The following is a 21556-nucleotide window of genomic DNA, read 5'->3' on the forward strand; positions in this document are numbered from 1 at the left end:
CTTCCACCAAGGGGGAATACCACGCCGGGTCATTTCCGCAAGTCAGTTGCTATCATTCATGATCCGGTCGAAAACATGCGGATCTGTGACGCCCTCTGACCCGATCAACATCACTCGGGATCGCGGCGTAATTTGAAATTGTTTTCGCAAGTCGGTGCGCATCGACGCGCAGATCAAGCCAATCAGACCGGCCACGGCGCTTTCTCCGGCTTCGATTGGCTCATCTCCGAAAGCGCCGTTTGCCAATAGGCGGACGGCCGGTGCCACAAGCTGGTCAGGGATTTTCATGAAACCGCTGGCGGCCTCTTCCAAAACGTTCCATGCCAATTCGGACGGCGCGCCGCAGGATAGCCCAGCCATTATGGTTTCTTCGCCTACTTCGACGGCTGTAGGCCGATTTGCCTGGGCGCTTGCAAAAAGGCAGGGGGCCAATTCAGGTTCGACCACGATGACGCGCGGCGCATTCTGCTCCCATTCGTGGAGGAATACCGCGGTGACGGCAGCCGCTAAGCCTCCAACGCCGCCTTGAAGGAAGACATGAGTGGGTGGCAAAGCCAAATCCTGCACGATCTCGCGCGCCATGACCCCGTAACCAGCCATGACATCAAGAGGTGCCTGAGTGTAACCGGGCCAGGAAGTATCTGAAACAATCAACCAACCGTGTGCCGCTGCATCGGTCCGGGTCTGTGCCACGGAAGCGTCGTAATCTCCATCAACCCTGATCACTTCGGCCCCCAGCTGGCGCATTGCGTCGGCGCGGAATGCGCTTACTTCTTTGTGAATGTAAATTCGGCATGGCGCGCCGAAGCGCTGGGCACCCCAAGCCACTGAACGACCGTGATTGCCATCTGTCGCCGAAATGACGGTTATGTCTGCAATTCCGGCAGTATGGGTGCCGTTTCGGATCTCATCGGCAGTGACTTCACGGCCTGTCTTTTTGGTTAATTCGCGCTGTAATACTCGCAGAACCGCATAAGCGCCGCCAAGTGCTTTGAAACTGCCCAAGCCAAATCTTAACCCTTCATGCTTGTAATAGACTGCGCCCAGATCCAGTGCTTCGGCTAGACCTTGAAGAGACGGCATTGGCGCTCTTTCGTACCCACTCCAGCTTTGAATTTCCCTCTGTGCGAGGTCAAATCCCTCGCGGGGTAAGGTGGCTGTGGCGGCATGGCCAAAGCCTGGCTTGGCTGTATGGCTTTCAATTCCGACTGTCTCAAAGTTTGCGAGCATTTGTGGTCCTTCCATTGTTGGTGCAAATATAATTCAATGTCAGTGATGTTTTCGCTCTGAATTGCTGGTAATTTTGAAGCAAACTTGCATGAGGTCGCCGTGAAACAAAAATATTTATCAGGAAGTCTGGATAGCTTCGATCTCGCGATTCTTAGGGTGTTGCAGCAGGACAATACGGTGCCGCACCGTCAAATCGGTGAAAGCGTGAATCTGTCTGCGCCCAGCGTGCAGCGGAGGATCAAACGCATGGAGGCGGAGGGCGTCATTGCCGCGCAGTCAGCGCATATTGATCCGGCAGCCGTGGGATTGCCGCTGACCATTTTCGTCGAAGTCGAACTAAAAACCGAGACTGGCGGAAAAATCGATGAAATCAAGAAAAGCTTCTATGCTGCCCCTGAGGTTCAGCAATGCTACTATGTTACTGGTGAAGTGGATTTTGTTCTGATCGTTATCGTTCGAGATATGTCCGAATATGAAAAGCTTACCCAACGGTTGTTCTTTTCGAACAAGAACATCCGAAAGTTCAGAACATTCGTTGCAATGGACCGAACAAAGTCATCCATGCAGTTGAACATCTGACTTGTGCCTCTCCAGAGCATGTAGTCTGGCGGGGTATTTGACTTTTGCGCGGCGCGAACTGGAAACAAAGTGCTTGTGCACTCCAAATCTGCCAGAAACCTGGTGATCTGGGCGGTAAATCCTGCCGAGACACCTCTCGGTTTACCTGGAAAATAACCACGTTTCCCGAGGTATTGAGGTTGGGACACATTTGCCCCAACCTCATCAAGGTAACAGGAGTTTATCTTACGATTTGATACGGTCCATTTTGGGATCGTAAAGCGGTTGAAGTGTCACGTCGCAGGAGACACGTTGGGTCGCAACCTCCAACTCATACGTGCCGGACGTAACAAAATCTGCATCGACGCCGCCCTGATTTCGGACATAGCCGTAACCGATGGATTTGCCGGTTGTATAGCCATAGCCTCCCGACGTTAGCCAACCCACCCGTTCTCCATCCCGGTATATTGTTTCGCGGCCCAACAGCACCACATCGGGGTCGACGGTGAAGCAGGCCAGCATCTTTTTGACGCCCTCGGCCTTTTGCTTCTCGCTTGCCGCGCGACCCTTGAAGTTTATGTTTTTGCGCAGTTTCACAGCCCATCCCAGACCGCTTTCAAACGGCGTGTGATCAGGCCCGATATCAGACCCCCAGGCGCGGTAACCCTTTTCTAACCGAAGAGATTCAATTGCGCGGTAGCCCGCATTAACCAGCCCTTGCGGTTGCCCTGCTTCAATCAGCGCAGAATAGACTGTTTGCGCGTATTCGACAGGCAAGTGCAGTTCCCAGCCAAGCTCGCCCACATATGTCACCCGCAGCGCCTTGACCGGGCAACCCGCGATGCCGATTGTCCGGATTGTGCCAAACCTGAACCCGTCATTCGAGACATCATCACGGGTAACTGCCGCCAGAATATCTCGTGCTTTTGGCCCCATCAGCGACAACACTGCGTTCGAGGAGGTGATATCGAACAGCTGGCAGTTCAGCCCGTCCGGAATATTTCGGCTGATCCAGTCAAAATCGTGGGTGGCATAGCCCGTACCAGTGACAATGTAGAATTCATCATGCGCTACACGGCCCACGGTCAGGTCGCATTCAATTCCGCCCTTGTCATTGAGCATCTGGGTATAGACCAGCGCTCCCACCGGTTTGTCCACATCATTGGCACAAATCCAGTTCATCGCCGCCAAGGCGTCCGGGCCTTTCAGCGCGAATTTGGCAAATGATGTTTGATCGAACAGCACTGCCGCTTCTCGGGCCGCTTTGTGTTCACGACCAACGGCAGCGAACCAGTTCTGGCGACCAAAGCTGTATTCGTCCTTGGGCGTTTCACCCAGCGATGCGTCGGCAAACCAGTTTGGACGCTCCCAACCCAGTTTTTCTCCAAAGCAAGCGCCCTGATCCATAAGCGTATCGTACAGCGGTGACTTGCGGCAGGGGCGGCCGGACTCGTGTTCTTCATGAGGCCAAGCCATAGTGTAGTGTTTGCCATATGCTTCGACTGTTCGGGTGCGAACCCAATCGGTGTCGAAATGCGGGCGGCCAAAACGGCGAATGTCGGCGGACCACAGGTCAAAGGGCGGCTCGCCCTTGGCGGCCCATTCTGCCAGCACCATTCCGGCGCCACCGCCAGAAGCAATGCCAAAGGCGTTGAAACCAGCACCAACAAAGAAATTCTTCAGCTCTGGTGCTTCACCTACAATGAAGTTGCCATCCGGAGTGAAGCTTTCGGGACCATTGGTCAGGGTCTTGATCCCCGCGGTCTCCAACGCTGGCACCCGGCCCAGCGACAGCTCCATGATCTGTTCGAAATGGTCGAAGTTACTGTCGAGCAAGGTGTAGTGGAAATCTTTAGGTATGCCATTCACCGCCCACGGGATCGGGTTCGGCTCATAACCGCCCATGACGAGCCCACCAACTTCTTCCTTGTAATAGGTCAGCCGATCGGGATCCCGCAGGGTAGGCAGATCACCGGGTACACCAAATGGTTCTGTGACCATGTACTGATGTTCCATTGGCACCAGCGGCACATTCACACCGAACTTGGCGGCAAAATCGCGCGTCCACTGACCGGCACACACGATCACCTTTTCACATTCGATACGGCCATGTTCAGTGATTACGGCGCGGATCTTGCCGTTCTCGATTTCAAGATCGGTGGCCTTGGTATCCTCGAATATCTTCGCGCCTGCCATGCGCGCTCCCTTGGCCAGCGCCTGGGTAATGTCCGAGGGGTTTGCTTGCCCATCGGTGGGCAGGAACGCCGCGCCGATGACGTCACCGATATCCATCAGCGGCCAAAGATCCTGCGCTTCCTTCGGGGTTAGCAGCTGCATGTCCAGACCAAAGGAATGGGCTGTGGTGGCCTGCCGTTTGACCTCGGTCCAGCGTTCCTCGTTGCAGGCAAGGCGCAAACCACCATTCATTTTCCAACCCGTTCCCAGACCGGTTTCTTCTTCAATCTTGTTGTACAGATCGACTGAATATCCCAGCAGCTGAGTGATATTGGCGTTCGAACGCAGCTGCCCCACCAGACCCGCAGCATGGAATGTGGTGCCCGAAGTCAGCTTTTTGCGCTCCAGCAGCACCGTGTCGGTCCAACCGAGCTTGGCAAGGTGATAGGCGGTCGAGCAGCCGATGATGCCGCCGCCGATGATGACGGCTTTGGCTGTATTTGGAAGGTCGGTCATATCTGTCCTCAGGTGTTTTTGTAATCGGTCAGGGCCGTGCGAAACCGTGCGAGATTTTCGCTTGTGTAGGCTGCGTAGTCGAAGTCGATATCCGAGGTGATCTCGGACACCATGCTCCACATGGTTTCACGAAGCAGCGAGGCGCATTTCATCGCCGTATAGCGATGACGCAATTGGTTGGTGACGGGTGCCTGAAAGTAGGTTTCCAGAACCCAGTCCTCTTGTTCATTGGAAAGAGAGTTGTTCGAGGCCAGCCCACCCAAATCAAACAATGGCGAGTTGAAGCCCGCGTAGTCGAAATCGATCAGCCACAGGCGGGTGCCATCGTCCAGAAAGTTGCCGCAAAGCAGGTCGTTATGGCCAAACACGATGTCGTACGGCCCGGCCTCGGCTTCCAGATCATTTCCAATTTGCACAAGTTCAGGGATCAGGCCTTTATGCGAACTTCCACGATCGGTGAGGGTGGCGGCATAGTCGCGGATGACATGAAAGACCCAGAACACCAGTGAGGGGCCGCGCAGGTGCTTGGGCACCTCAAGGTGGCAAGCTTTCACGAGCTCCAGCACTCGAGGCAGCATACTGGGGTCGCGTACGTGTTCTTCGGTCAGAGTGCGGCTTTCGACGAATTCCAGGACTGTTAATTCGTTGGACGAAAACACTACAGCGGGTGACAGACCTGCAGCATGGGCGGCCTTACTGGCAGCCAGTTCGTTGAAGCGCATCACCTGGTGCAAAGGGATGTCGTCACCGACACGCACCACATAGGATCCACTGCTGTCAGTGACCTTGTAGTTCACATTTGTAATCCCACCCGTCAACGGGGTGGCTTTGATTTCGCCCTGCCAGATCGGTAGCTTGCGAATGCGGGTCATCAGGTCGGATTGGGTCATATCAACTCTCCATTCCAAAGCGGATGCGTGCCTGACGAGCGCTTGCGTTGATCAGCCTATCAGCGATGATGGCAATGAATGCGATGGACAGCCCTGCCACCAGACCTCGACCAGTGTCAGCCTTTGTTAGGGCAATGTAGACTTCCTGCCCCAGATCGCGGGTGCCAACGAGGGCGGTGATAACCAGCATGGACAGCGCCAGCATGATGGTCTGGTTAATACCCAAAAGGATTTCGGGCAGGGCCATGGGCAAGCGAATATGGCGCAGAAGTTGCGTGCGTGTGCACCCAGAGACCAATCCGGCCTCGATCAATTCCTCACTGACCGAGCGCACGCCATGGGCCGCATAACGTACGGCCGGGGCCAGTGCGTAAAGGACTATGGCAATCAGCGCAGTGAAATCGCCGACGCGAAACAGCATCACAACCGGGATCAGATAGACAAAGCTGGGCAATGTCTGCAGTGTATCAATCAACAGGTTGATCACCGTCCCGGCGCGTTTGTTCAGTGCAGCCACAACACCCAGTGGAACACCGATCAGGGTAGCAAGAAACACAGAGGCTCCGCAGAGATAAACTGTCACCATTGCCTTGGCCCACAGTCCTGACACGAGGATCAGCGACGCCAGTCCTCCGCACAGCAGCGCCAGCCGCCAGCCCCCTGCGTGCCAACCCAGCAAGGTCAGCATGGCAATGGCCCAAGGCCATGGGATTCCCAGCAAAACCGTTTTGATCGGGATCATGAACCACGTCAGGAAGAAGATCTTGATCGCCTCGAACGTGTCAAAATAATTGATGTTCAGGTATTTGACCGTGTCATCCCAGAACCCGCCAGTGGTGATCGTCTGGCTTTCAGGATATTCCAGCAACAGGGGTGAAAACTGTCCCAGAACCCAGGTCAAAATCAGCAGGATCATTACCAGAACTGTCCGACGATGGCGGGTGATCCACGAGCCGGGGAGCTCGTGATGTACCTGCCCCATACGCTCGGCGAAGGCCTGACTTAGGCGATCGACCGCAATGGCCAGTACCACAATGGCAATACCGGCCTCGAACCCAGCGCCGATATCGAGGCGGCGCAGCGCGGCAAGGACGTCAAACCCCAATCCTCCGGCCCCGATCATCGAGGCAATGATGACCATGTTCAGCGTCAGCATGATCACCTGATTGACACCCACCATCAGACTGTGGCTGGCGGAAGGAACCAAAACGCGCCACATCAACTGCTTTTGCGTCGTGCCTGCCATGCGCCCGAAGTCCAAAATCTCGGGGTCGACGGCTCTCAAGGCAAGCGTGGTGATTCGCACCATAGGCGGTGTCGCATAGATGATCGTGGCGACCAGCGCCGAAATCGGTCCAAAGCCGAACATGAACAGAATTGGTACCAGATAGGCGAAGATCGGGATTGTCTGCATCAAGTCCAGAATGGGCGAGATGATGCGGTCGAAAGTCAGGTGGCGATAGGCCAATATCCCCAACAACAGCCCACCGCCCGCGCCAATGGGCACCGCAATCAGGACCGAGGCAAGCGTAACCATCGCGCTGTCCCACTGGCCAAAGACGGCCAGATAGGTAAAGCAGCCGCCGACCAATGCCGCGAGCCCCCAGTCCCGGCAATACTGTCCCAAAGCTACTACGGCGGTGATCACTACAATCCAGCTGATCGCAGGTAGAATGACTTGCGCATCATTGCCTTGCCCGGTGACAAAACCTTCGGCCAGCAGGGACAAGACAAGGTCATAGGGCTGTTCGATCAACCAAGCGGCAGCGCGGGTAACGTCGGTGAACGAAACTGGGCCGATTGCTGCATCCTCGATCAACCAGGACATCGCAGATGAAATATAAGTTTTGAACGGGACGACCCAAGCCGACGGGAATTTGGTGATCCAGCGCGCATCCAGCGCTTTTCCCAGGTTACTGCCGAAATACCCCAGCAGGATTGTCAGTCCGACAAGCAGCAGAATGACAAGCTGGCTGCGGGACAGGCGGCTCATACCGCGTCCCCTTCACCGAATAGCACATGGGCCACAGCCTTGCGATCAATGGCGCCAATAACCAGACCATTGCTGTCTGTCACGGGAATTGGTGCATCTGCGGTGATGATCCGTTCCGCCACGGCCGAGACGCGGGTTGATTGCACAATGGGCTCACCCTTACCCGCAGCGCCGACGGTCATTACACCACCAACCGTCAAAACCTTGGAGCGCGGAATATGCCGCGTGAATTCAGCCACATAATCTGTCGCTGGATTCATCACCAGTTCCTCTGGGGTGGCAATCTGGATGACTTCACCGTCCTTCATAATGGCGATGCGGTCTGCCAAGCGAACGGCTTCTTCAAAGTCGTGCGTGATAAAGACAATAGTCTTAAGCAACCGTTCCTGTAGTCGCAGAAATTCGTCCTGCATTTCGCGACGGATCAGCGGATCGAGGGCCGAAAAAGGTTCGTCCAGAAACCACAGATCGGGCTCTGTCACCAATGATCGGGCAATGCCCACACGCTGTTGCTGACCACCCGAGAGCTCTCGTGGATAGTAGTCTTCACGCCCCTTCAGTCCGACCAGTTCCACCACGTCTCTCGCCTTTGCTTCGGCCTCGTGTTTGGGCGTAGCCTGAATGGTCAGGGGGAACATCACATTCTGCAACACGGTCAGGTGCGGCAGCAGGGCAAAATGCTGAAACACCATGCCCATCTTGTGCCGGCGAATTTCAATCATTTCTTTTTCGCTGGCGCGCAGCAGGTCGGCGTCGTCGAACAGAACCTCTCCGCTCGTGGGTTCGATCAACCTGGACAGACAACGAACCAGGGTTGATTTGCCTGAACCGGACAGGCCCATGATGATGAAAATTTCACCTTCAACGATTTCAATATTGGCATTGCGTACCGCTCCGATAACACCCGCATTTCGAATTTCATCTGCCGATGGGTTCGGATTTTGCGCCAGAAGGGTCTCGGCGTTTGAACCGTAAAGCTTCCAAACGTTTCGGCAGGACAGTTTTGTTGTGGGGGTCATCTGTGATGTCCGGTACTAAAACAGAAGAAGACCGAAGCGGTAGAGGAGAGCGGGGTAACCGCTTCGGCCAAGCAGATTATTTAGAGATCCAGCCAGACCAACGGTCTTTGTTCGTCTCCATCCAATCCGCGACAACTGCATCAATATCCACACCGTCCAGATCGGCTTTGCCGACCATAGCGCTCATCTCGTCGTTATTGATGTTATAGGCTTCGATGATGTCATACGCGCCCGGCCACTTCTCTTGCAGGCCAGCCCAAGCAGCCTTCCAGATCGGACCACGCGGTTTTCCGCAGTCATAGGCCAAATCCGGGTTCACACCAACTGACGGGTCGCTGTAGCACTCGGGCGAATATGGCGGAAACTCCACGAATTCGCCGTCATATTTGGCCGGGGCCCAGTGTGGAACATAGACCCAAAGCATGATCGGATCTTCACGCTGATATGCAGATTCCAGTTCTGCAAAAAGCGCTGCATCCGTGCCTGCGTGGACAACTTCAAACTCTAGCTCTAATGCTTCGACGCGCTCGTCGTCGAAACCGCCCCAGGTCACAGGTCCACCGACATAGCGCCCATTTGGCGAGGTTTCAGCGGTGGCAAATTCCCCTGCGCAGTCTTTCAGAGCTTCCCAGTTTGGCAGGCCTGGGCAGCGGTCTTTCATGTAAGCTGGGTACCACCATTCTTCGATCGCCATCAGACCGGTTTCACCAACGTTCACCACGTTGCCAGAGGCGGTGGCTTCGTCCAGCGCTTCACGCCCGGTGGTTTCCCAGATTTCCATTGCCAGATGTAGATCACCTGTCTTCAGGCCCGCAAACTGAGCGATATAGTCCGCCTGAACATATTCAACGTTGTACCCTGCCTCTTGAAGGATTGCTCCCATTATCTTGGTGTTGATCAGCTGTCCTGACCAATCATGCAGCGTCAGTTTGATAGGGTCCGTCGATTCGGCGGCCCAAGAAGCCGAAGCAGTTACGCCAGCGACTAATGCTATTGCGTGTAGTGTATTGAATTTCCTGATCATGTTGTGCTCCCTGAATGTGGCTTTTTGAGTGTTTTTCGTTTATTACACTTCCATGCTGCGCCAATCTGTCAACTACGTCAATAAAAACCACACTTCTCCACGATAATTCGTTATAATTCACACAAAAAGCCCCGAATGGCACCGTATTGGGCGCAATATTGTTTTATTGGGATGACTGCCGTATCCCCCTTTCAGGAGGTCGCATGTTAAAGCCACGAAAAACCACAAATCAGCGCGAAGAAGAAATCCTTCGAGAGCTTCAACATGCGGGCGGGTCGTGCAGGGTCAGCCTCTTGGCTCAAAAACTGAATGTTTCTAATGAAACGATCCGGCGTAACGTCAAGGCACTGGAAGAGCGCAAGATCGTGCGGAAGGTTCATGGCGGCGTACATCTTAGCGAAGACGCAATAGAACCACCTTTTGAAAACCGCTTGGGAACGCAAGCGCATGCGAAAGAAGCAATAGCCCGGGCAGTCGCAAATACAATTAGCGACGGGGATTCCCTATTTCTGGATATCGGTTCGACGACCGCCTACGTCGCGCTCGCGCTACGGAAACACAAAGACCTGTTTGTAGTTACAAATTCGGTTTTCGTCGCTTACACGTTGTCAAAGCACAACAACAACCGGGTGTTTCTGGCGGGCGGAGAACTGCGCGCCCATGATGGGGGCGCTTTCGGTGCAGAGGCATTAGATCTTGTGAAGCGTTTCAACGTACAGCTGGCAGTGTTCTCGGTTGGAGCCGTGAATGGCGATTTGGGCTTCATGCTTCATGATCTTGAAGAGGCCAATATCGCGCGTGCTGCGGCTGAAAATGCGCAGGTGCGCATCGTCGTAGCCGACAGCGGAAAATTCAACAAGCGGGCCCCGATATCTCTCCATAACATGGCCGGAATTGATGTTTTGTATACGGACCGCGTTCCTCCTGCCAACATCCTGGCCATGCTCGACAAAAATGAAATCGAAGTTGTTATCGCAGGGTCGGACTAGTGTCAGAACTGATAGATGTACCCAGCGTACAAAACTGCATCTTTGAGGAGATGGCAGCCTTTTAATGAGATCATGTTGAAATCTGTTAACGAACTATTCGACAGGAAAAACGTCAAATCGCGCATGTTCGTCAACCGGGCCTCATAGTTTGCGACACCCCCGTTCAGAATGTGCAAACAAGTTGGCAATGCCGACTATTATACTGACACTGGACCTGTTGTTCCTCTAACAACACACTCCAGCTCGCAGCAAATTTTAAAATGTTCCGACTCATCTGACGTAATGTAATCGGTGAACTTGTCACCTGCGAGTTTACCGATGGCTTCGGCGGGGATTCGAATGGTGGTGAGCCCCGGCTCAACATCAGCTGATCCCTTGAAATCTCCGATGCCCATTATTGAAAGATCGCCGGGAACGTTCAACCCCAGTTTCTGGGCCGCAAACAAAGCGCCCTGCGCTATGACGTCATTTCCACATAACAAAGCCGTAAGTCGAGATGTTTCCGCCAAAAGGTTCAGCGCAGCCTGCTTGGCCTGCGAAACGCTGTAAGGAGCTTCAGATTCGTGCTCGCCCGGAACGGAGACACCCATATTTTGTAGCGCTTCGTGCACAGCGGAAAGTCGATGTTGCGCGCGGTCATTACCATTGGTCTTTGGAAAGATCAGCCCAATGTCACGATGCCCTAGGGCCAGCAGATGCTCTGTTGCGAGACGGCCGGCCAACTGGTTGTCGGCCCCGACACAAGGAAGATCCGAATCCTTTGAGTAGTTCCAAATCGCAAGTGCAGGTATTTTCTGCTGCGTGATCAAGCGATTGGTGGCATCGGAATGCTCCAAGCCAACCAATGCCACGCCGTCCACGCGATGTTCAAGAAACTTGCGCACCATCGCGTATTCCCGATCTAGATCATACCCGTGCGACGCCAGTAGAAGGCTGAATCCTGCCTTGTCGATAGAGTCGGAAAAAGCCTGAATGACCTCAGCGAAGATGGCATGGTTGATAGTTGGTACGACCAGGCCAATCGTTCCTGACCGTTTGCCATGCATTGTTTGAGCGGCACGATTGCGGATATACCCGAGCCGCTGCACTGCCCTGTTGATCTTTTTGCGAGTCGCAGGGCTGACCAGATCAGGGTGATTGAAGGTACGAGAAACCGTAGACGGTGAAACCTTCGCGGCCTTTGCGACTGCCACGATATCGACTTTACCATGCTGAAAATTAGACATAATTTCGTCCTGTCCGGTCGATTTTGTGAAAACATTTGCAATACTATTTTCATCCCCTAACCTGATTTGTCAACAAACCAAAAGTGCAGACAAACGGGTTGGGAGGCACTGGATGGAATTCATTTACTACTTCGGGGATGTGTTCACACCGATGTCGTTCTTGCTGCTTTTGGGCGGCACGATCGGAGGGCTGATCCTGGGCGCGACACCAGGCTTGTCACCAACGATGGCGGTTGCCCTTTTGATTCCGTTCACCTTCCAGCTTGAGGCCGCACAGGGGCTGATCTTGCTGGGAGCCGCCTATACCTCGACCGTTGCTGGTGGCGCGGTGAGTGCAATTTTACTGAAAATCCCAGGCGCTCCAGCCAATATTGCCACCACTCTGGACGGCCACACCATGGCCAAGCAGGGACAAGGGGCGCGGGCGCTGCAACTGTCGTTTCTGGCCTCGGCGGTTGGCGGCATCTTCGGTGTGCTCCTATTGATCTTTCTGACACCGGTTTTGGCCAAATGGGCGCTGGCGTTTGGCCCCTCACACCTGTTCTGGCTGGCCATTTTAGGGGTGACTGTGATCGGCACGCTAGATTCTGCATCCGTGGTCAAAGGTTTGCTATCGGGTTGTATCGGATTGTGGCTGGCGACAGTCGGTTTCGACGACATTATGGGCGCGCAACGCTTTATCTTTCACCCTGCACTGGGCGGCGGCATCAACATTATCGCGGCACTGATCGGTCTGTTCGCGATCCCTCAGGTGCTGACGATGTTTGCAAAGGGACGCCACGACACGGGTGCTGAAGTCATCGAAGTACAGCGCCATTCGATCATGGCCGCATTGCGAGAATTGTTCAGCCGTACCCGAGCACTAAGCATCGGCACACTGACAGGTTCCATCATTGGCCTGATCCCAGGCGTTGGCGGGCAAATTGCCGGGCTGGTTGCCTATGATCAGAGTAAGAAGTTTTCAGCCGAGAAGGACAAGTTCGGCACGGGTCATTCCGAGGGCGTAATTGCCGCGGAGTCCGCCAACAATGCGATGGTGGGCCCATCTCTGGTACCGTTGTTGACCTTGTCGATCCCGGGTAGCCCAACCGCAGCCGTTTTGCTGGGCGGGCTGCTGATTCACGGAATTTTCCCGGGCTCGGATCTGTTCGACAACCACCCGGACGTGGCGTGGACGTTCATAAACTCCATGCTGATCGGCCAGGTCCTGATGTGCGTCTTCGGCCTATACATTGCCGGTCTGGCCGCGCGTGTCGCGCAGGTGCCGCAATCGGTCATGGCGGCCATTGTTCTGGCCCTTTCGGTCTTCGGCGCCTACTCGGTTCAGAGTTCGATGGGGGATGTTTACGTCATGGCGTGCCTTGGCATCGGGATGTTCTTTCTGGAACGATTTGGATTCTCGGCTGCTCCGTTGGTTCTGGGATTGATCCTTGGTCCGATTGCCGAAGCCAACTTCATTCAGGGCGGAATGATCGCGGACGCGACCGTCGGCAAAGCCTCTTACTTCTTGACGGGCGGATTGAATCTTCTGCTGATCGCCGTTGTACTGGCCTCAATTGCCTACTCGGTTTGGATGGAACTTCGCCACCGGCGCTATACCACCAAAGAGGAGGCACAGGCATGAACCGCACACAACACATAATCGGGTCGGGTTTGGTTTTTGCTGTAGGACTTTGGGTAACCTGGGTCAGCTTTACTCAGCAACCGGTCGAGGCATTTCTATTTCCGCGTCTTATCGCTTCGGTCTTTGTGGTTTTGGCAGGGTGGACCTTCGGCAAAGCGCTGATGGGATTGTCCAAGGTAGGCAACGGCGTGACCCGCATGATGTTCATCAACATGCTGCCGGGCCTGTTCGTCACCCTTATCTATGTCTTCTGGGCGTCCAAATCGCTGGGGTTCTACACAGCAACGGCAATCGCGTTTTTCATTCTGCTGTCGATTTACGATCCAGACCCACATTCCGAAGCCAAAACCTGGGTCAAGCGCGGTGTCATCACAGCGATCTTTGTGGCGGTGATGTACGGGCTCTTTGCCATGCTTCTGCAAGTCTACACACCAAGGGAATTTCTGTTCTGACCGCAAGGGATGCGGATGAACCAAAATAGGGAGGAAACGCAAATGAAACGGTTGATTACAGGGGCGGCACTGGCCCTCACGAGCCTGGCGGGCGCGGCGGTTGCCGAGGAGTATCCCGAACGCCCAATCATGATGATGGTCAGTTACGGCGCTGGTGGCGCAACCGACTTTCAGGCGCGGATTGTCACCATGACATCCGGGAATGAAGACGCGCTGGGAATGCCAATCGCCATCATAAACAAACCGGGCGCCGGAGGGCGTGTGGGTTGGAACTGGTTCGCAACCCAGGCCGACGCCGATGGCTACACGCTTGCTGCCTACAATGTTCCACATTTCATCGCCCAATCTATTAAGGGTGGGGTCGAGTATTCGGTCGACAGCTTTGAGCCCATCGCCAACTGGGGCGCCGACCCGGCTGTCTTCGTGGTTGGTGCGGACAGCCCGTTCAACTCGATGGAAGGTGTTGTCGCATATGCCAAGGAAAACCCCGGCAAGCTGACCGTGTCCGGGGCTGGGCTTTTTGTTGGTCACCACATTGCGGCTCTTCAAATCGACAAGGCTGCAGGAACAACGATGGCCTATATCCCGACCAAAGGTGGTGGCGCGGCGGCCATGAAAGCGGTAATTGCTGGCGAAGTCATGGGTGGTATAAACAACCTGTCGGATGCGTTCCGCGCAAAAGAGGCGGGCAACGTCAAAATCCTGGGTGTCGCAGATCTTGAGCGAAACGCGTTCCTGCCCGACGTGCCGACCATGATGGAACAGGGGCTCGATGTCGACAACTCGTCGGTCAATTTCCGGGGCGTGATGGTACCCAAGGGAACGCCGCCCGAGGTGATCGAGAAACTTGCGGAAACGGTTCCCGAGATGTTCGCCAACGATCGTGTGGTGAAAAAGATGGAAGCCGGCGGATCGCCCATGCACATCATGACACGCGATGAAGTGATCAAGATGTGGGAGAAACGTCAGCAAACACTGAACGAATTGTTGGCTGGGCTCTGAACCAGTCAACTCCCTACGGGGCGGAGTGGGTCCGCCCCGATCAAACAATCGAGGACCGAGATGAACGCTCAGGAAGGGGTTTCCCCCGAGATCGACGAAGTTGATCGCATAGTAGCGCATGCGCGCAAGGCCCAAGCGACCTTTGAAGAAAGCGGCAGTCAGGCGCTGTACGACAAGGCGGCGCTGGCGGCGGGATGGGCAATCATGGAGCCAACACGCAATCGGGCACTGGCGGAAATCGCTGTTGCGACCACCGGTCTGGGTAATGTTCCGGACAAGATTACAAAGAACCACCGCAAGACTCTGGGCTTGTTGCGCGATATCGCTGACGTGAAAACCCACGGCATCATTAGCGACAATCCAGCAACCGGCATGACCGAGATTGCACGTCCAATCGGTGTAATCGGTGCTGTGGTTCCATCGACCAACCCCGCTGCGACGCCGGCGAACAATATCATCAATGCGCTCAAAGGAGGCAACTCCATCGTGGTGGCACCATCCCCCAAAGGAGTCGCTTCCTGCGAGATGCTGATCGCTTTTATCCATTCAGAGTTTGACAAGCTCGGCCTCGATTGCGATCTGGTCCAGATGATCCCTGCGCCCGGATCCAAGGCCAAGACACAAAGGTTGATGGAAGCCGTAGATCGCGTGATCTGTACCGGCAGCCAGAACAACGTCCAACGCGCGCAATCCTGTGGAACGCCAGCAGTGGCGGTTGGTGCGGGCAATGTGACGGTGATTGTGGACGAAACCGCAGATTTGGCCGCAGCTGCTTCCAAGATCACGGCATCGAAATGCTTCGACAACGCGACGTCCTGCTCGTCTGAAAATGCGCTGGTTGTTGTAGATGCGGTCTATGACGCCTTTGTCGCCGCGATCGCCGTTGAAGGCGGTGCCTTGGTGCCATCTTCCGAGGCTGGAAACATCATCGCACGGCTGTGGCCCGATGGGCATCTCAACCGATCTGTAATCGCGCAGGACGCTGGCAAGATGCTTGAAGCACTGGATATGGCGGATAAGGTCCCCGAGGGGACCAAGTTCCTAGCCGTGGAAACTGACGGAATTGGCCCGGATCATCCTTTGTCGGGGGAAAAGCTCAGCCGGGTTCTGGCGCTTTATCGAGCGGCAAATTTTGAAGAAGCCAAGGTAATCGCGGCTCGTATTCTGGAACACCAGGGCGCGGGGCATTCTGTCGGAATCCATACCAGCGACGACGCGCGCGCGGTTGGGTTGGGTCGTGACCTGCCCACCTGCCGGGTCATTGTAAACCAGGCGCATACCTTTGCCACTGGTGGCAGCTTCACCAACTGCATGCCCTTTTCGCTGTCAATGGGCTGCGGCAGTTGGGGAGGCAATTCCATCGACACCAATCTGCATTGGCGGCATTTCGTACAAACGACAAAGATCATCCGTGAAACGCCGCCGCGCGAGCCCGAATTGGAAGCGATATTTGGCGGCTATTGGTCGGAGGCGGGGCAATGATCGAACCACCCAAGGGAACCGTCCGGGACTGGCTTGACCGTCGGGCAAGCCGCGGGGGAACCGGGTTCGTTTTCCCGGACGGGGCGCGGGACCTGAATTGGGGTGAATTGCGTGACTCAGCTCGCCGCATCGCAAGCATGTTGACCGAACGGGGTGTGGCGAAGGGAGAAAGCGTCGCCATCCTCTACCCCAATTGCCGGGAAGCGCTTGAGGTCCTTTTTGGCGTTCTCTATGGCGGGTTTCGGGCCACGATGATCAATCTTGTCGCGGGTGACAGCGCCGTTGCCTACGCGCTGGAACACAGCGGCGCATGCTATGGATTTGTACATTCCGATCAAACGGACCTGTTCAGGCGAACGGCCAATCCTGCGAAAATCAAACAGTTGAAGGTGGCAGATGCCGTTGAGTCCGGCAGCAACCTGCATAGCCTCTCGCCTCATAGCCACGCGTTGTTGATGTATACATCCGGAACAACCGGTCGCCCCAAGGGGGTGGTCCACACACATTCCAGCCTGTTGGCAGGGGGTTGGACGACCAAAATTGCCCATGAATTGTCCGAGGCTGATCGCGGGTTTTGCGTCTTGCCGATCTATCATATTAACGGGCTCTGCGTGACGGTGATGGGAACACTGGTCTCAGGCGGATCGTTGGCCGTGTGCGAACGATTTTCTTCCAGCAAGTTCTGGGACAATCTTGGAAAGGCCGAGGCAACGTGGTTCTCGGTCGTTCCGACCATTATCTCGCACCTGCTGCACTCTGAGACTGGTCCGGATGCGCAAACCCGGCAACGCGTGCGTTTCGGGCGCTCTGCGTCGTCAGCCTTGGCGCCGGACGTGCAGCGTGGCTTTGAGGATCGTTTCGAAATCCCAATCGTGGAAACCATGGGCTTGACGGAAACTGCCGCTCAGATTCTGTCAAACCCGCTGCCCCCCGGCGTTCGGAAGATTGGTTCACCCGGCATTGCATATGGAAATGAGGTTGCAATTCTGGACGCGGAACTTCGGCCTGTACCTACCGGAACAGAAGGTGAGTTGGTCATACGCGGTCCGAATGTGATGCTGGAGTACCTCAATGACCCGGATGCTACTGCGGGCACATTTACTTCGGATGGCTGGTTGCTGACCGGAGATCTCGCCCGCATGGATCAGGACGGGTATGTTTATGTGACCGGTCGATTGAAAGAACTGATCATTAAGGGAGGGGAGAATATAGCCCCTCGTGAGATTGACGAGGCGCTTTATTCACACCCCGACGTTGTTGAAGCTGCGGCCTTTGCCCGCCCTTGCAAAAGCTACGGTGAAACCGTCGAGGCAGCGGTCAAAATTCGAGAAGGTTCTGAATTGACGCCGCAAGCTTTGTCAAAGATCTGTGAGTCCCAGCTAGGCCGTTTCAAGTCTCCTGACAAAGTTCATATTCTGATTGATCTTCCAAAGGGCCCTTCGGGAAAGATCCAGAGAAACAGGATCCTACAAATCGTTAGCGAGGAGGCGAGCGACTTGAAAATGTAGATGGCAATGCCGGTCCGACTCTACCTGAAAAATAAATGCCAAAACAACAGCGGGAATAGCCACAAAAGCAATTCACGTCGCCAGCTTCAGCAGTGCCGAAAGCCTTTCAATCGTCATGATAAGCGTGTTTACATCAACGGTTCCAGGCACCCGTTGTGGCAGATGCCTGAACGCCTCTCCTCTTTCGGAGCGATCTTACTCAACCGCCACCGTCACCGAGATTACCTTGCAGGTAAAACGCAAAGCTGCTTCGGCGCCGTTCGCTTTGGCCACCGGTGTGGAAAGGTCGAAGCCAACGTCTGCTGTTTCGTCCGCCGAAAAGATGATGGCCTGCATCTGGTCGGTCCTGCCCTGTGCCACCTGCATCTCGTCAACAAAGAGGGTGCCGTCCCACCTTTGTCAGGGCTTCCACCGTCATAATCTAAATCGAGGACGATTTCATGAGTACCTTCGGTCACAGATTCGGACGCCGAAACGGTAAGTATCTCGATCCCCAACCAGTTGTAGGCATAGGCTGGAACGCCATTTTCAACATAAAACGACCAGCCGCCAAAGCGGCCCGCTTGTGCGATAATAGCCGGGTGGTCTCCGTTAGAAGGTTCTTCGATATGTTCTGCAATGCGTTAGGAGAGGTTCTGGATATTCGGGGTCATGCCGGTCATGCCACTGCAATCGCCGAAGCTGCGTGTCGACGGAAAGGCCCATGCGATCACCCGAACTACTCGGCGCGCTCGACTCTGTGCAACAGAGCCTGACAAAGCTCAGTGATCTGACCCGTGGTATTCTGAACCGTGTGATACATGTAATGGACCACAGGCTTGCTGAAATGACGTCACTGATTCGCGTATTTTTTGGTTTGTCCGAGGCCAGAATGCTGTCGCCATTCGGGCACGAAGGATTGTTCGGATTTCGCGTGGCTTCACGAAAATGTCACGAAGACCGAGCTGATCCTCAGAAAATTGCCAGCGATAGGTCGTCGGAGATATTTCTGCTTGTGGTTGCCTAAAATTTCATCAAGGCTTTATCCCAGAGCCAAAAGATGTCACGGTTCAATGCAGTGAAAGACAACTTTCGCAACTTCTTTACCGACAGAAACCAAGAAAGCTGCGACGCAGTGTTCCTTGCGAATTGGCAAAACCAAAATCGAAATGGACGAAGTCCCAGCGGGCGTCGGTCTAATCCGGCTGCTGCGTGCGACCCCGATCAAGTGGGGCCGCGCGGCGACGAACATATGGGAGAGAAATCATGAACAGATACATTCGGAACTCAGTGGCGGGGCTTTTGTCGTCGACCATGATCACAGGTGCCGCGTTTGCCGCTGGCACGCATCCTGAAACCGGCGAAGCGCTGGCGGACGATCAAACCTTTACCTACCGCATTCTGGACGAGCACAGCTCGGTCGATCCGCAGGTTGTCGAAGACGTTTCCGGTGCTGAAATTGTACGCGACCTGTTTGAAGGGCTGATGAACCAGGATGAGGATGGCAATCTGGTTCCGGGCGTTGCCACAGGTTACACCGTCGATGACAGCAAGAAAGTCTATACCTTCACACTGCGCGGCGATGCTAAATGGTCGAATGGCGACCCGGTAACCGCCGGAGATTTCGTTTTCGCATGGAAACGCGCGGTTGATCCGGCGCTGTCCTCTCCTTACGCGTGGTTCATGGAGCTGATGTCGATCGAAAACGCATCAGCGATCATCGCAGGCGAAAAGCCGGTTGATGATCTGGGTGTCAAAGCCATCGATGACACGACCCTGGAAGTCACGCTGAGCGCGCCGCTGCCGTATTTCCCGCAGATGACAACGCATTCGACGACCTTCCCGGCACCTCAGAAGGTGATCGCGGAATTTGGCGATGAATGGACCAAGCCCGGAAACATCGTGTCGAATGGCGCGTATGTTTTGACCGAGCACCTGCCGCAGGAACGTTCGGTACGTGAGCGCAACGAGATGTACTGGGACAATGACAACACCATCATCGACAAGGTTGTGGCACTGGTCATCAATGACGAAAACGTAGCCCTGACCCGCTATCTGGCCGGTGAACTGGACCGGACCGAAGTTCCCGCCGGTCAATTCCCGCGTCTGCAGGAAGAGCATCCGGGCGAGGCTATCAGCTTCCCGCGCCTGTGCAACTACTACTACACGTTTAACGTGTCGGACAGCGGCCCTGAAGAATTCAAGGATCCCAAAGTTCGTCAGGCCCTGTCGCTAGCCGTTGACCGGGACATCATTACCAAGAATATCAAGGCCGGTGGCGAGCCGCCCGCGTATACATTCGTGCCAGAAGCAACCGCAGGTTTTACTGTCCCGGTCGTTGAAATGGCATCGATGAGCCAGGCTGAGCGCGATGAACTGGCCAAGGAACTGCTGGCCGAGGCCGGCTTCGGCGCGGATAACCCTCTGACCTTCTCGATGGTCTACAACACTTCGGAAGCCCACAAGAAAGTTGCCGTCGCGCTGAGCCAGATGTGGAAGCAAAAACTGGGCGCCAATGTTGAACTGGCCAACATGGAATGGAAAGTCTTCCTGGAAGAGCGGGGCAACCAGAACTTTGATCTGGCCCGCGGCGCGTGGTGTGGTGACTATAACGAAGCCTCAACCTTCCTTGACCTGTTGCAGTCGGATTCGGGCTACAACGACGGCAAGTATAACAATGCCCGCGTGGACGAGTTGCTGGCCGAAGCCAAAACTTCGGACGATCCGGCTCCGCTGTACACCGAGGTCGAGCGTATTATCGCTCAGGAAACCCCCGTTATCCCGATCTATCACTATGCTGGTGTCTACATGATGGATAGCGATGTCGGAAACTGGCCGGTCAAAAACGTAGAGCAAAACTGGTACTCCAAGAACCTCTACAAAATCGCCGAGTAATCATCTTCTGACCATGACCTGCCCCGAAGTTTTCTTCGGGGCAGCGCCATCTATTGGGGGCATTGAATGCTTGCCTATGTCATTCGGCGGGTCCTGACCGCCATACCGACGATTCTGCTGCTGATCGTCGCCTGTTTCTTCTTGATGCACTATGCGCCCGGTGGGCCCTTTACCTCGGAACGGACACTGCCGCCGCAGGTTCTGGCCAATATCGAGGCGCGGTACGGCCTGGACCAGCCGTTGTGGAAGCAACTCTGGGATTATCTGTACAATATCGTTGTGCATTTCGACTTTGGCCCGTCTTTCAAGTTCAAGGACCGCGATGTGAACGACATCATCGCGCAGGGCTTTCCGATCTCGCTGACCTATGGGTCGCTGTCCTTTCTGGTCGCTACTGTGGTGGGCATCGGACTGGGGATTGCCGCCGCAATCCGGCACAACAGCTGGATCGACTACTTTGCGGTTGGGCTGGGGATTGCAGCGCAGGCGCTGCCCAACTTCATCATGGGTCCGATCCTGATCCTGACCTTCACCCTGTGGCTGGGATGGTTGCCCGGCGGTGGGTGGAATGGTGGTCAGTGGCCCTATCTGATCATGCCGGTTATTGCCCTTGCGACATCTTACATGGGGTCGATTGCGCGGATCACCCGGTCTTCAATGCTGGAGGTTCTGAATTCGAACTTCATCAGAACCGCCCGTGCCAAGGGCCTGCCGACTAGAACCGTGATCTGGCGCCATGCGATGAAGCCGACATTGCTGCCGGTCGTATCTTATCTGGGGCCGGTGTTTGTCTATGTGCTGACCGGGTCCGTCTTTGTTGACATCTATTTCTCGACCGGTGGTCTGGGGCAGGCATATGTCGGCTCGGCCTTGTCACGCGACTATGCCGTGCTGCTTGGGGTTACGATCCTCTATGGCGTTCTGACCGTTCTGGTAAACCTGCTGACCGATCTGGCCTATGCCTGGTTCGATCCGAAGATCCGCTACTGAGGGG

Annotated in this window: 18 protein-coding genes; 10 read left to right on the plus strand and 8 right to left on the minus strand. The window is 55.1% G+C overall.

Annotated elements, in window-relative coordinates; translation table 11 throughout:
• Nucleotides 1-42: 42 nt before the first annotated feature.
• Nucleotides 43-1245, minus strand: a complete 1203-nt coding sequence (locus tag ACR0DS_RS13165) for a diaminopropionate ammonia-lyase (protein ID WP_480488001.1) — start codon at nt 1243-1245, stop codon at nt 43-45.
• Between the two features lie 69 nt (nt 1246-1314).
• Between ACR0DS_RS13165 and ACR0DS_RS13170 the strand changes: the two genes are divergently transcribed.
• Nucleotides 1315-1809 carry an Lrp/AsnC family transcriptional regulator gene (locus ACR0DS_RS13170; protein WP_480488002.1) on the plus strand — a complete coding sequence of 165 codons (495 nt, stop codon included), beginning with the start codon at nt 1315-1317 and terminating at the stop codon, nt 1807-1809.
• 225 nt (nt 1810-2034) lie between these two features.
• On the opposite strand, the gene ACR0DS_RS13175 is transcribed toward ACR0DS_RS13170, so the two are convergent.
• The 5 genes from ACR0DS_RS13175 to ACR0DS_RS13195 form a co-directional block, all read right to left on the minus strand.
• Nucleotides 2035-4479, minus strand: coding sequence for a GcvT family protein (locus tag ACR0DS_RS13175; protein ID WP_480488003.1), 2445 nt, complete (start codon nt 4477-4479; stop codon nt 2035-2037).
• Nucleotides 4480-4487: 8 nt separating this feature from the next.
• Nucleotides 4488-5369 (minus strand): phosphotransferase, encoded by an 882-nt coding sequence (locus ACR0DS_RS13180; RefSeq protein WP_480477735.1) that lies wholly within the window; start codon nt 5367-5369, stop codon nt 4488-4490.
• A 1-nt stretch (nt 5370) separates the two neighbouring features.
• Nucleotides 5371-7362, minus strand: coding sequence for an ABC transporter permease (locus ACR0DS_RS13185; RefSeq protein ID WP_480555807.1), 1992 nt, complete (start codon nt 7360-7362; stop codon nt 5371-5373).
• Nucleotides 7359-8381: a quaternary amine ABC transporter ATP-binding protein gene (locus tag ACR0DS_RS13190; protein WP_480559042.1), complete on the minus strand. Its 1023-nt coding sequence runs from the start codon at nt 8379-8381 to the stop codon at nt 7359-7361. The genes ACR0DS_RS13185 and ACR0DS_RS13190 overlap by 4 nt, the downstream gene beginning before the upstream one ends.
• 76 nt (nt 8382-8457) lie before the next feature.
• A complete protein-coding gene (locus tag ACR0DS_RS13195) occupies nt 8458-9405 on the minus strand; it encodes an ABC transporter substrate-binding protein (protein ID WP_480559044.1) in 948 nt (315 codons plus the stop codon).
• 146 nt (nt 9406-9551) lie between these two features.
• Between ACR0DS_RS13195 and ACR0DS_RS13200 the strand changes: the two genes are divergently transcribed.
• Entirely contained in the window at nt 9552-10394 is an 843-nt protein-coding gene (locus tag ACR0DS_RS13200) for a DeoR/GlpR family DNA-binding transcription regulator (protein WP_480559046.1), read from the plus strand.
• A 197-nt stretch (nt 10395-10591) separates the two neighbouring features.
• Here the strand turns inward: ACR0DS_RS13200 and ACR0DS_RS13205 are convergent, their stop codons facing one another.
• Complete coding sequence (locus ACR0DS_RS13205; protein WP_480559048.1) at nt 10592-11620, minus strand: LacI family DNA-binding transcriptional regulator; 1029 nt, start codon at nt 11618-11620, stop codon at nt 10592-10594.
• A gap of 112 nt (nt 11621-11732) precedes the next feature.
• Here ACR0DS_RS13205 and ACR0DS_RS13210 point away from each other — a divergent pair, with 112 nt between their 5' ends.
• The 5 genes from ACR0DS_RS13210 to ACR0DS_RS13230 are packed head-to-tail and all read left to right on the plus strand — an operon-like array spanning nt 11733 to nt 17688.
• Nucleotides 11733-13244 carry a tripartite tricarboxylate transporter permease gene (locus tag ACR0DS_RS13210; protein WP_480546023.1) on the plus strand — a complete coding sequence of 504 codons (1512 nt, stop codon included), beginning with the start codon at nt 11733-11735 and terminating at the stop codon, nt 13242-13244.
• Nucleotides 13241-13696 carry a tripartite tricarboxylate transporter TctB family protein gene (locus ACR0DS_RS13215; RefSeq protein ID WP_480483463.1) on the plus strand — a complete coding sequence of 152 codons (456 nt, stop codon included), beginning with the start codon at nt 13241-13243 and terminating at the stop codon, nt 13694-13696. The genes ACR0DS_RS13210 and ACR0DS_RS13215 overlap by 4 nt, the downstream gene beginning before the upstream one ends.
• Before the next feature lie 42 nt (nt 13697-13738).
• On the plus strand, nt 13739-14698 hold the full coding sequence (locus ACR0DS_RS13220) for a Bug family tripartite tricarboxylate transporter substrate binding protein (RefSeq protein WP_480483461.1): 960 nt from the start codon (nt 13739-13741) through the stop codon (nt 14696-14698).
• A gap of 60 nt (nt 14699-14758) precedes the next feature.
• Nucleotides 14759-16180, plus strand: coding sequence for an acylating sulfoacetaldehyde dehydrogenase (sauS, locus tag ACR0DS_RS13225; RefSeq protein ID WP_480483459.1), 1422 nt, complete (start codon nt 14759-14761; stop codon nt 16178-16180).
• Nucleotides 16177-17688: a class I adenylate-forming enzyme family protein gene (locus tag ACR0DS_RS13230; RefSeq protein ID WP_480559050.1), complete on the plus strand. Its 1512-nt coding sequence runs from the start codon at nt 16177-16179 to the stop codon at nt 17686-17688. Before sauS ends, ACR0DS_RS13230 begins: the two co-directional genes overlap by 4 nt.
• 195 nt (nt 17689-17883) lie before the next feature.
• Here ACR0DS_RS13230 and ACR0DS_RS13235 read toward each other — a convergent pair whose 3' ends face one another.
• The gene (locus ACR0DS_RS13235) at nt 17884-18024 is read right to left on the minus strand and encodes a hypothetical protein (protein WP_480483455.1); all 141 of its coding nucleotides are present in this window, start codon (nt 18022-18024) and stop codon (nt 17884-17886) included.
• A 367-nt stretch (nt 18025-18391) separates the two neighbouring features.
• On the opposite strand from ACR0DS_RS13235, the gene ACR0DS_RS13240 reads away from it, so the two are divergent.
• The 3 genes from ACR0DS_RS13240 to oppB all read left to right on the plus strand — a co-directional run bounded on the left by ACR0DS_RS13240 (nt 18392) and on the right by oppB (nt 21552).
• A complete protein-coding gene (locus tag ACR0DS_RS13240) occupies nt 18392-18694 on the plus strand; it encodes a hypothetical protein (RefSeq protein ID WP_480483453.1) in 303 nt (100 codons plus the stop codon).
• Nucleotides 18695-18933: 239 nt separating this feature from the next.
• Nucleotides 18934-20562 (plus strand): peptide ABC transporter substrate-binding protein, encoded by a 1629-nt coding sequence (locus tag ACR0DS_RS13245; protein WP_480483451.1) that lies wholly within the window; start codon nt 18934-18936, stop codon nt 20560-20562.
• 66 nt (nt 20563-20628) lie between these two features.
• Nucleotides 20629-21552 carry an oligopeptide ABC transporter permease OppB gene (gene oppB / locus ACR0DS_RS13250; RefSeq protein ID WP_209507493.1) on the plus strand — a complete coding sequence of 308 codons (924 nt, stop codon included), beginning with the start codon at nt 20629-20631 and terminating at the stop codon, nt 21550-21552.
• Nucleotides 21553-21556 lie beyond the last annotated feature (4 nt).

Source organism: Ruegeria sp. AF5, from assembly GCF_056541905.1.